Genomic DNA, 8,818 nt, shown 5'->3' on the forward strand with positions numbered 1-8,818 from the left:
TAGTTTGGCAGCCAAAAATAAATGTTAAAACATCCCTTTAAATACTAAAATAAACAGAATCTAAATGCATGTCAGGGTTAATGCAACGCTAGTGGTGAAAATCTATCTAGTACCTCGACCGCATCCTGTGACACTCTGGCCATCAAACCTACGGAATTCAGCTGCGGAATGCATTCGTTCATAGATGGAGTCCTTACAATGAGCTCGGTCGAGGTACCAATTGCTCAAAGGATTAGTCTGGACCGTTTGACATCACGACAACTATATCGTATTATCTGAATATAACGATTCAAAGCCAGGGAGGCTGAAGCATGGACACTACCGCTTTTACCAGTACCGATTCCAAGCAATTCGACGAGCTCGCCGAGCTATTGAAGGCTTTATCCCATCCCGTTCGCCTGTGTATTGTACGCGGGCTGATGCGGAAGAAGAAATGCAACGTCTCTTATATGCAGGAATGCCTGGACCTTCCGCAATCGACCGTGTCCCAGCATCTGCAGAAGCTCCGCAGCGCGGGAATCGTGGCGACAGAGCGCAACGGCCTGGAAGTGAATTATGTGCTGGCCGATCCACGGATCGAACAGATTATACCTATTTTGTTTGGAGAGGAAGCGTGTGATTGATGAATAAAAGAGTACTGATTGTCGGCGGAGTGGCAGGAGGAGCATCGGCAGCCGCGCGTCTGCGCCGCTTGGATGAGCATGCCGAGATTATTATGTTTGAGAAAGGCCCCTACATTTCGTTTGCCAACTGCGGTTTGCCATATTACATCGGCGGCTCCATCGCAGACCGTGGGCGTCTGCTGGTGCAGACGCCGGAAGGGATGGCGGACCGCTTCCGCATCGATGTGAGGACAGAGAGCGAGGTTATCGCCATTAACCCGGATAAGCGAACTGTGCAGGTGCAAAGCCGGGAACGCGGTCTATATGAGGAAAGCTACGATGAGCTGATTTTGTCTCCCGGCGCTCGCCCTATCATTCCTGATTTGCCGGGAAAAGATCATCCGCTGATCTATACCGTCCGCAATATACCGGATATCGACCGGATCAAAGGACATGTTACTTCTTCTAACAACGAGTCTGCAATTGTTATTGGTGGGGGATTTATCGGCGTGGAGATGGCCGAGAATTTACAGGAAGCCGGACTCAAGGTAACGCTGGTTGAGGGCAACGAACAGCTGCTGGCCCCCTTCGATCCTGAATTAGCGGCGGCTTTAGCCCAGGAAATGGAGCAGCACGGCGTGAACCTGTTATTCTCGCAGCGTGTCCAGGGCTTCCGTGCGCTGGATGACGGCATCGGTGTAGAGCTTGCCGGCGGCAATATTCTGACCGCAGATATGGTGATTCTCGCCATCGGCGTAACGCCGGACACTTCGTTCCTGGACGGCAGCGGCATTGCACTTGGCGCCCGCAGACATATTCTTGTCAATGAAGCACTGGAAACCAATATGCCGCATATCTATGCTGTCGGTGACGCCATTGAGGTTAAGGATTACATTCACGGTACCCCGGCCGCCGTTCCGCTGGCAGGACCCGCCAACAAACAGGGCCGCATCGCGGCCGACCGGATTGCTGGTCTGAATTCCACCTACAAAGGTACGCAAGGTTCTTCCATCATTAAAGTGTTCGGCCTGACGGGAGCCGCTACCGGCAGCAATGAGAAGACCCTGCAGCGCCTCGGCGCTCCTTATCAGAGCATTACCGTTCATCCGGCTTCCCATGCTTCCTACTACCCGGGCTCCAGCCCGATTACGCTTAAGGTGCTGTTTGCACCGGAAGGCCGCATTCTCGGTGCGCAGGCTGTAGGCTATGACGGAGTAGACAAGCGCATTGACGACATCGCCGTGGCCATTCATTTCGGCGGTCACATCAGCGATCTGGCAGAGCTTGAGCTTAGTTACGCACCTCCCTATTCCTCTGCAAAAGATCCGGTGAACATGGCCGGTTACGCAGCTGAAAATATGCTTGCCGGACGTGTGAAGACTTACACGTATGACCAGCTTCCTACACGGAATCCGGAGCAGACCATTCTGCTTGATGTACGGAGCGACATGGAACACAGGAACGGCCATATCCCGGACTCCCTCTCCATACCGGTAGATGAGCTCCGCCAGCGGATCAGCGAGCTGGATATCGCCAAAGAGATCTGGGTCTACTGCCAGGTTGGCCTGCGCGGTTACACGGCTGCACAGATTCTGCGCCAGCATGGTTTTAAGGTGAAGAATCTCAGCGGGGGCTATAAGACGTACCGGCAGGCGCAGTTTAAGCCCGCTCCAATTTCTGTCCGAAACGATGGAGGCAAGGGTGGTCCGGATCACGCTGAAACTACGGGCGCTGTGAAAGAACCCGCGCTGCAAATTGACAAGGAATTGGACGTCTGCGGCTTAAGCTGTCCCGGTCCGCTAATCCAGGTCAAGCAGGCTATGGATCAGCTGGCTGCAGGCCAGAACCTGCGGGTGCAGGCTTCGGATCCCGGATTCTATGAGGATGTGAAGGCCTGGGCAACGATGTCCGGCTCCCCGCTCCTGCAGCTGGAGCGACGGCAGGGCGGAACAATTGAGGCGGTTATTGCCAAGGAGCTGCCGCAGACCCCGTCTTCTTCAGCCGCAGCTGACATTCCTGAGCCGGCCAGTACCATGGTTGTCTTCAGCGGCGATCTGGATAAAGCCATTGCCTCTTTCATCATCGCTAACGGTGCGGCGGCGAGCGGGCGCAAGGTCACGATGTTCTTCACCTTCTGGGGACTCAACATCATCCGTAAAGCTCAGGCGCCGAAGGTCTCCAAGAATATGATCGGACGCATGTTCGACCTGATGCTGCCCCGCAGCAGCCGCAAGCTGGGGCTATCCCGGATGAATATGCTCGGTGCCGGGCCGAAGATGATCCGCAGCATTATGGGAACGCACAATGTCGCTTCGCTGGAAGAGCTGATTCAAAGCGCGGCAGCCCAGGGCGTCGAGCTGGTGGCCTGCCAGATGTCGATGGATCTGATGGGCATCCGGCACGAGGAACTGATGGACGAGGTGAAGATCGGCGGCGTTGGTTACTATCTCGGCCAGGCTTCGGGGGCCAACCATAATCTGTTTATATAGCATCCCGGACTTATACCGTAAATGACAAGAAGCTGTCCCCGGGCCTTATAAAGGCTTGATGGACAGCTTCTTTAGCTGTATATAAGGGAAGTCTTCATACCGGGTGGAATTCAGCAGCCGCTAATTTTTCTTCGAAAAGTACACCAGCAGCGCAAAGAACATAATCAAAATTGTCAGCAGTGCAGCCAATAAAGTGTAGAAGACCAGGGAACTGAAGAACCCGGCAACAATGGCGGCGATGGCCAGGCCGACAAACGTAATGCTCATGCCGAGCGTTGCGGTCTTCTGCAGAATCAGTCCGCTCCGTTCATCACTTTCCTTGATATACAGCTTCTTCAGCTCTGTTTCGTTCTTGGCAGCCTTCATATATTTAGCAAGATAAGAGACCACAAACAGCTCGACACCTATAAAAGCGCCAATATGAAACCCTTTAATAAAACTTGGCAGCTTGGGCAGACCGCCCTGGAAATACATAAGCCCCACATAGATCAGGAGCGTGGCGGCAGCCACCAGTGACAGTGCGTTCGTGCGGTTCTTGAGACTAACTTTGTATTTGTCCATTACAATTCCTCCTCCACTTCGCTAAAGTCGAACACATCTTCAATGGCAAGTCCGAAATACTTGGCAATCTTATAGGCCAGCACCAGGGAAGCCGTATATTTCCCCACCTCAAGCGAGGTGATCGTCTGCCGGGTAACCCCTACAGCCAACCCCAGCTCTTCCTGGGACAGCTTATGCTGCTTGCGCAGCTCGGCAATTCGCGTCTTCAAGCAATCACTCCCTTGCAACGTTTACTTTGCATAATTAGCATAGTTCACTTTGCAATAAGTGTCAAGCGGGCTTTGCATATTTTGCAAAGTTTATTTTGCAATAAAACCAGCTTCATTAAAAAGGCACCCGATAACCTTAACGGTTTATCGGATGCCCATCAGCGGTTACAGTTGTCCACTAACAATGTGCTTTCGCCGGACAGGCCGGAGTACTCTCCTGTACAGGATCAAAGGAAGTAATGCATATAGTTGGATTTTCGCACACTAATTTGGCTATTTTTACAGATTTCAGCGAACTAATTCGATAATCGCTACTTAATTCGGACCCTATTAGCCAAATGAAACATTTCAATCCATATTAAGTAGTGATTTTCCAACTAACACTGTAAAAACCACAAAATCGGCGAAATTAAGTGGCGATTTTCCAACTATCCAAAGCCGGACAAGGCTGGCGATCTTCGGATCACCGGATCACCGACTTCATTCTGATACCGCTAAGAACACAAGGACTGCAATACATCGTGCCCAATGCGTTTTTAACAATTTGCGATGACGAACATATATTAGTACACATGAAAAATAGGAGGTACGGATGTTGCCCACTGATAAGGACCTACGGGATATAGAAATTGCCAAGCTGGCTTTTTTAGGGGGCTCCATTGCTGCATTAGGTGATGGAATCGCTGCTCTAGCTGCCGGTTTAGCGTTAGACGCTTTAAAACAGGATTATAAGTCCAAAAAGAATAGACCTACCGCTTCTATTAAATCAACCAAGACTCAGCTTGATTATTTTATTAACGAGTTAGTTAAAATCAGGAATAATGTTGGTTGACAAGATTCAGTACATTAGGATTTATCAAAGCTACCGGCACTTTTGCCGGTTTTTCTTATTGCCGTAATATTCGTCTACCGTTCATTATCTTCGAACTAAGCGTTAGCACATTCCCGCATGATCACACACGGGCTTATGTGCATATTATGAGGGTATTAATACCTATATTTCAGGAGGCCACGCTCATGCATATAGTTTATCCGCATTGGTTCAGATTACAATTCGTCCCCGTTTGGGCCACTTCAACTCAAGATGCGCTTGAATTAATGAGGAACGCCGTACAAGGTGAACGAAATGATGAACTTTTTTATGACCAGCTCATTAAACTTGCTCCGAACCATGAACAGGCAGAAGTTGTTGCATCTATTCGAAACGATGAAAGAGGACATAATCAAATGTTCCGGCAAATGTATAGAGAACTTACAGGACATGAAGTGACGGGAGTTAGCAATGAAATCCCAGAGCATGTTAATTCTTATATGGACGGATTGCAAAAAGCCTTCCAAGGTGAGTTATCTGCGGTTGAAAAATATCGAAAAATATGGTTCGGTCTTCCGTACGGAATTTACAAGGATACTTTGTATGGAATTATTCTCGATGAGCAAAAACATGCGGATAAATATAATAATCTGTTGCTCCAAAACTTAGGCATGGAACCGGCTTACAATATCGGGAATCATCAAGTCATCCGATAGCATCGACCGGAAGTCCGGATCAGGAAGCGACAGCCACCCTCCCTTTTCACCCATACCTCCCAATCAAGCTCCCCAGAAACGCCCGGAAATCATCAATGTATGATTGGGGCTCCAGGATTTCCAGCTCCGTTCCGAACCCGGCCAAGAACTGAAACCCGGTCTGATCCTGCGGGACATCCATGAACACTGACGAACGTTCGGAATCATAAGGCTCAATGCTTTTATGGCCGTATCTTTCGATAAAATGATCCTTAATGCTATGCGCAATCAATGCCTTAATGGTGACCCGTTCCGGCTGATATTGCTGCTCCCTGAACAGCTCCACTGTATCTCTGGGGACGAAGGTTCGGGAAGTGATTTCAAGCTTCTCCATTCTGGACAGTTTAAATGTCCGGTAGTCCATCCGGTCTAAGCAGAACCCCCGCAGATACCAGCTCATTTCACTAAAATGAAGCTGGTACGGCTCCACCCTCCTGTTCGACTGCACTCCGCTCCGGTCAATGTAATCGAAGGTTAGCAGCTTCGTTTGTTTTATCGCCTCCCGGCAAATATTAAGCGTTGCAACCATCTCGGTACGACCATCCCAATCATAGAAAGACAGGTGAACAGAGCTGCTTCGGGCGCCGGTGCCGACCATGGATTCAATCTTTTTAACGGTCAGCGCTACATCCTCACTAACCAGAAGCTGCCCCAGGCCGCCAAGTGCGGTCAGGATATTTTCCAAATCCTTGCTGCTTAACAGCCGTTTGTCGATTTTGTATTCATCCATAATGCCATAGCCGCCGTGAACACCGTGTATCGCATAAATGGGGATATTGGCCAAGCCCAGCGTTTCCATGTCGCGTATGATCGTTCTCTTGGACACGCGTAATAGCTGCGAGAATTCGGTAGTCGATACAATATTCTTCTGCAGCAGGATCATGACAATGGAGATTAAGCGCTCTATTTTATTCAAGGAACCCCTCCGTTCTCCGCAAAAAACAGCCACTCTGGCGTTCTAATGGTGACAATCTTAATGTCACCTATTATAGCCTATACTTCCTTTATAACAAGAAGGAGGTTGTCAATCATGTCAGTAATTGCTTATCTGAACTTTGACGGAATCACAGAGGAGGTCATTGATTTTTATGCAGAGGCTTTGCATGCAGGCAAAGTTAAAAAGGCCAAATTCAAAGATATTCCGCAAAATCCCAGCTTCCCTATGCCCGAACATGAGTTGAATATGATTATGGAATCATCCCTGGAATTCGCGGGTGGGACAATTATGATGTCGGATATTTTGCCTTCGATGAAGAACACGATGGGCGAGCTGGTACAAGGCAATAACGTGCTGATCAGCATTATTATTGATGATAAACAGGCACTTGCCACTTACTTCGCCAATTTGTCGGCAGGCGGTCATGTGATCATGCCGCTGTCAGAAGTCCCCTGGTCCTCATGCTTCGGCATGCTGGTCGACCGGTTCGGTATTGTGTGGAAGTTTAACCGGGATGCGGAGAGGTTCCTGGATCGTATAGTTTCTGGAGAGATCCCACAAAAGTAAATATTTACATCCAAGAACGTATGTTCTAAACTATTATTAAACTTAATACATAGGAGGCTCATGTATATGGTAAATCGAATTTCAACACCATTTAGTTATTCATCTGCTGTTGTGGCTGGTGACTATGTGTTTCTCGGATTACATCGGGGTTTTGGACAGAGCTTTACAGAACAGATTCACAATACTTTCTCACACTTAAAAGAGACTCTTAATCAACTTGATATACCACTGGATAATGTTGTTAAGGTGAATGTATACCTAAAGTCCGTTAAGGACTTACCTGAAATGGAACAGGTTTTTTGCGATTATTTTGAAAAGGATAAATTCCCTGCCAGGATGACTTCTACGACAGATTTTTTTGACTCTGATTGTCTCTTGATGATTGACGGAATAGCGTACAAAGGATTGAATTAACGGGAAACTTTAGTTCAATAAACCAACAGTAGTCTCAGACTTTATTTTTCAGTTTAAGACAGCTGTTGGTTTTTATATTGAAGCCCTTAAAACGAGATAGTTTTATCAGCCTGCCGAAAACCTAATACAGATTTCAAGCTCCTAGGAGGAAACATTGAAATGGATTTCCGGTTAAGACTTGACGGTGCTTTAGACGAAATTTATGAGCCTTTATGGAAGCTACAGATTCAGCTCTTCGATGAAGAAAAGGCATTACTTAGAAGCATGAAGCTGCGACGGCTTCATTATATCCGGCATGGCGGAGCTTCTTTCATCAATACTCACCATACATACAGCCGCTTACAACATTCACTGGGTGTTTTTGCGCTAACAGCGCATTATGAGCCGCACAACCGGGCGCTCCGGGCAGCGGCACTGCTGCATGATATCGGGCATGCGCCCTTCAGTCATACGTTAGAATCCCTTGAAGGCGTGGACCATCATCAATGGACTCGCGAGACTGTGTTCTCAGCGGAGATCGTGGACATCCTTTCCCATGCGAATATCCGCACAACAGACGTCATGGACTATATTGATGGCTCACGGCGCAGCATATTGAGGAACAATGACGGTATTCTCCATGCGGATCATCTGGACTCCTGGGTCAGGAGTGCATTTACCGGCGGTTATCTGACAATTTCAACTGCTAAAATTCTAGAAGAGATGGACTATAGAAATGGATGTCTCCAGTTTACACCGGAAGCTGGCAAGCATGTCACCGGGCTCATATGGGAAGAGGCACGTATGCACGCATCTCCAGCCAATATCGGCGTAAACGCAATAATGAAGAAATTGGTTCGCCGCTTAATAAATGCAGGTGAGCTTGAAGCCGCCAGGTTGCCTGACATGACGGATACACATATCGAGCAGATGCTTCGTAACGATGAAAGCACACTTGAAGAGTATGACAAGCTGCTCATGGAGTCATGGCGAATCCGCGTGTCGCGTGATAAACCTGCAAATGCAATTCCAGCGGAAACTGCCGTTTTGAGTAAGCTTTATCTCGCGATGCCGCTCATTCAAGACGTTGTGATCACCGAATATTCACAGGACAGCCTCTCTACGATCGAGGAACTCGAACAGTTGCTGGGCACGTACTACGTTTGGTGGGAGTAGCTGCTTCACAACTCGCTATCTTTGAATAGATAACAACCAAACAACAGGCCGAGGTCCCCCCTCGGCCTGTTGTTATTTAACTCGCCTTAGCCAGCGTTTGTCTGCATTTCCCCGCTGCTAAGCTGCTAATTGCAGTTTGTACAACTATATCCATCTAAACAGGCCGTTTCCCGGCTATAGTTGCATTTCGTACATCTATTATCTTGCTTTAAGGCCGTTTGATGGTAGCGTCAAGAAGTTTGTGTAAAAGAGTAAAAGTATTCTTCTGGGACATCGGTGAGATGGTTCTCTTGGTGGGGGAGGCCTCCCCCACCAAGA

10 protein-coding genes are annotated in these 8,818 nt (G+C 48.4%); 7 read left to right on the forward strand and 3 right to left on the reverse strand.

From position 1 onward, the window contains the following. Nucleotides 1–311 precede the first annotated feature (311 nt). Both F1379_RS29310 and F1379_RS29315 read left to right on the forward strand, forming a co-directional pair. Nucleotides 312–623: an ArsR/SmtB family transcription factor gene (locus F1379_RS29310; protein ID WP_150276018.1), complete on the forward strand. Its 312-nt coding sequence runs from the start codon at nt 312–314 to the stop codon at nt 621–623. Next, on the forward strand, nt 623–3,091 hold the full coding sequence (locus tag F1379_RS29315) for an FAD-dependent oxidoreductase (RefSeq protein ID WP_150276019.1): 2,469 nt from the start codon (nt 623–625) through the stop codon (nt 3,089–3,091). The genes F1379_RS29310 and F1379_RS29315 overlap by 1 nt, the downstream gene beginning before the upstream one ends. Nucleotides 3,092–3,211: 120 nt before the next feature. Here the strand turns inward: F1379_RS29315 and F1379_RS29320 are convergent, their stop codons facing one another. Together F1379_RS29320 and F1379_RS29325 are read right to left on the reverse strand one after the other, a co-directional pair. Continuing rightward, nucleotides 3,212–3,652 carry a hypothetical protein gene (locus F1379_RS29320; protein WP_150276020.1) on the reverse strand — a complete coding sequence of 147 codons (441 nt, stop codon included), beginning with the start codon at nt 3,650–3,652 and terminating at the stop codon, nt 3,212–3,214. Then, nucleotides 3,652–3,861, reverse strand: coding sequence for a helix-turn-helix transcriptional regulator (locus tag F1379_RS29325; RefSeq protein WP_150276021.1), 210 nt, complete (start codon nt 3,859–3,861; stop codon nt 3,652–3,654). The genes F1379_RS29320 and F1379_RS29325 overlap by 1 nt, the downstream gene beginning before the upstream one ends. Before the next feature lie 592 nt (nt 3,862–4,453). Between F1379_RS29325 and F1379_RS29330 the strand changes: the two genes are divergently transcribed. Next, the gene (locus F1379_RS29330) at nt 4,454–4,693 is read left to right on the forward strand and encodes a translation initiation factor 2 (protein ID WP_150276022.1); all 240 of its coding nucleotides are present in this window, start codon (nt 4,454–4,456) and stop codon (nt 4,691–4,693) included. Between the two features lie 185 nt (nt 4,694–4,878). After that, nucleotides 4,879–5,388 carry a ferritin-like domain-containing protein gene (locus F1379_RS29335; protein ID WP_150276023.1) on the forward strand — a complete coding sequence of 170 codons (510 nt, stop codon included), beginning with the start codon at nt 4,879–4,881 and terminating at the stop codon, nt 5,386–5,388. A 46-nt stretch (nt 5,389–5,434) separates the two neighbouring features. Here the strand turns inward: F1379_RS29335 and F1379_RS29340 are convergent, their stop codons facing one another. Next, a complete protein-coding gene (locus tag F1379_RS29340) occupies nt 5,435–6,343 on the reverse strand; it encodes a helix-turn-helix transcriptional regulator (RefSeq protein ID WP_150276024.1) in 909 nt (302 codons plus the stop codon). 114 nt (nt 6,344–6,457) lie between these two features. Between F1379_RS29340 and F1379_RS29345 the strand changes: the two genes are divergently transcribed. From F1379_RS29345 to F1379_RS29355, 3 genes are all read left to right on the forward strand, one after another. Next, the gene (locus tag F1379_RS29345; protein WP_150276025.1) at nt 6,458–6,931 is read left to right on the forward strand and encodes a VOC family protein; all 474 of its coding nucleotides are present in this window, start codon (nt 6,458–6,460) and stop codon (nt 6,929–6,931) included. Between the two features lie 66 nt (nt 6,932–6,997). Further along, on the forward strand, nt 6,998–7,345 hold the full coding sequence (locus F1379_RS29350; RefSeq protein ID WP_150276026.1) for a RidA family protein: 348 nt from the start codon (nt 6,998–7,000) through the stop codon (nt 7,343–7,345). A 159-nt stretch (nt 7,346–7,504) separates the two neighbouring features. After that, entirely contained in the window at nt 7,505–8,500 is a 996-nt protein-coding gene (locus tag F1379_RS29355; RefSeq protein WP_150276027.1) for an HD domain-containing protein, read from the forward strand. Nucleotides 8,501–8,818: the final 318 nt, after the last annotated feature.

Source organism: Paenibacillus tepidiphilus (assembly GCF_008635795.1).
In the GTDB taxonomy this organism is placed as follows: Bacteria; Bacillota; Bacilli; order Paenibacillales; family Paenibacillaceae; genus Paenibacillus_AQ; species Paenibacillus_AQ tepidiphilus.

What these genes read in the sequence shown, in the direction of transcription:
- F1379_RS29335 (WP_150276023.1), top strand. Translation starts at nt 4,879, where the DNA reads ATGCATATAGTTTATCCGCATTGGTTCAGATTACAATTCGTCCCCGTT.
- F1379_RS29315 (WP_150276019.1), top strand. Translation starts at nt 623, where the DNA reads ATGAATAAAAGAGTACTGATTGTCGGCGGAGTGGCAGGAGGAGCATCG.
- F1379_RS29345 (WP_150276025.1), top strand. Translation starts at nt 6,458, where the DNA reads ATGTCAGTAATTGCTTATCTGAACTTTGACGGAATCACAGAGGAGGTC.
- F1379_RS29310 (WP_150276018.1), top strand. Translation starts at nt 312, where the DNA reads ATGGACACTACCGCTTTTACCAGTACCGATTCCAAGCAATTCGACGAG.
- F1379_RS29320 (WP_150276020.1), bottom strand. Translation starts at nt 3,652, where the DNA reads ATGGACAAATACAAAGTTAGTCTCAAGAACCGCACGAACGCACTGTCA.
- F1379_RS29350 (WP_150276026.1), top strand. Translation starts at nt 6,998, where the DNA reads ATGGTAAATCGAATTTCAACACCATTTAGTTATTCATCTGCTGTTGTG.
- F1379_RS29330 (WP_150276022.1), top strand. Translation starts at nt 4,454, where the DNA reads ATGTTGCCCACTGATAAGGACCTACGGGATATAGAAATTGCCAAGCTG.
- F1379_RS29355 (WP_150276027.1), top strand. Translation starts at nt 7,505, where the DNA reads ATGGATTTCCGGTTAAGACTTGACGGTGCTTTAGACGAAATTTATGAG.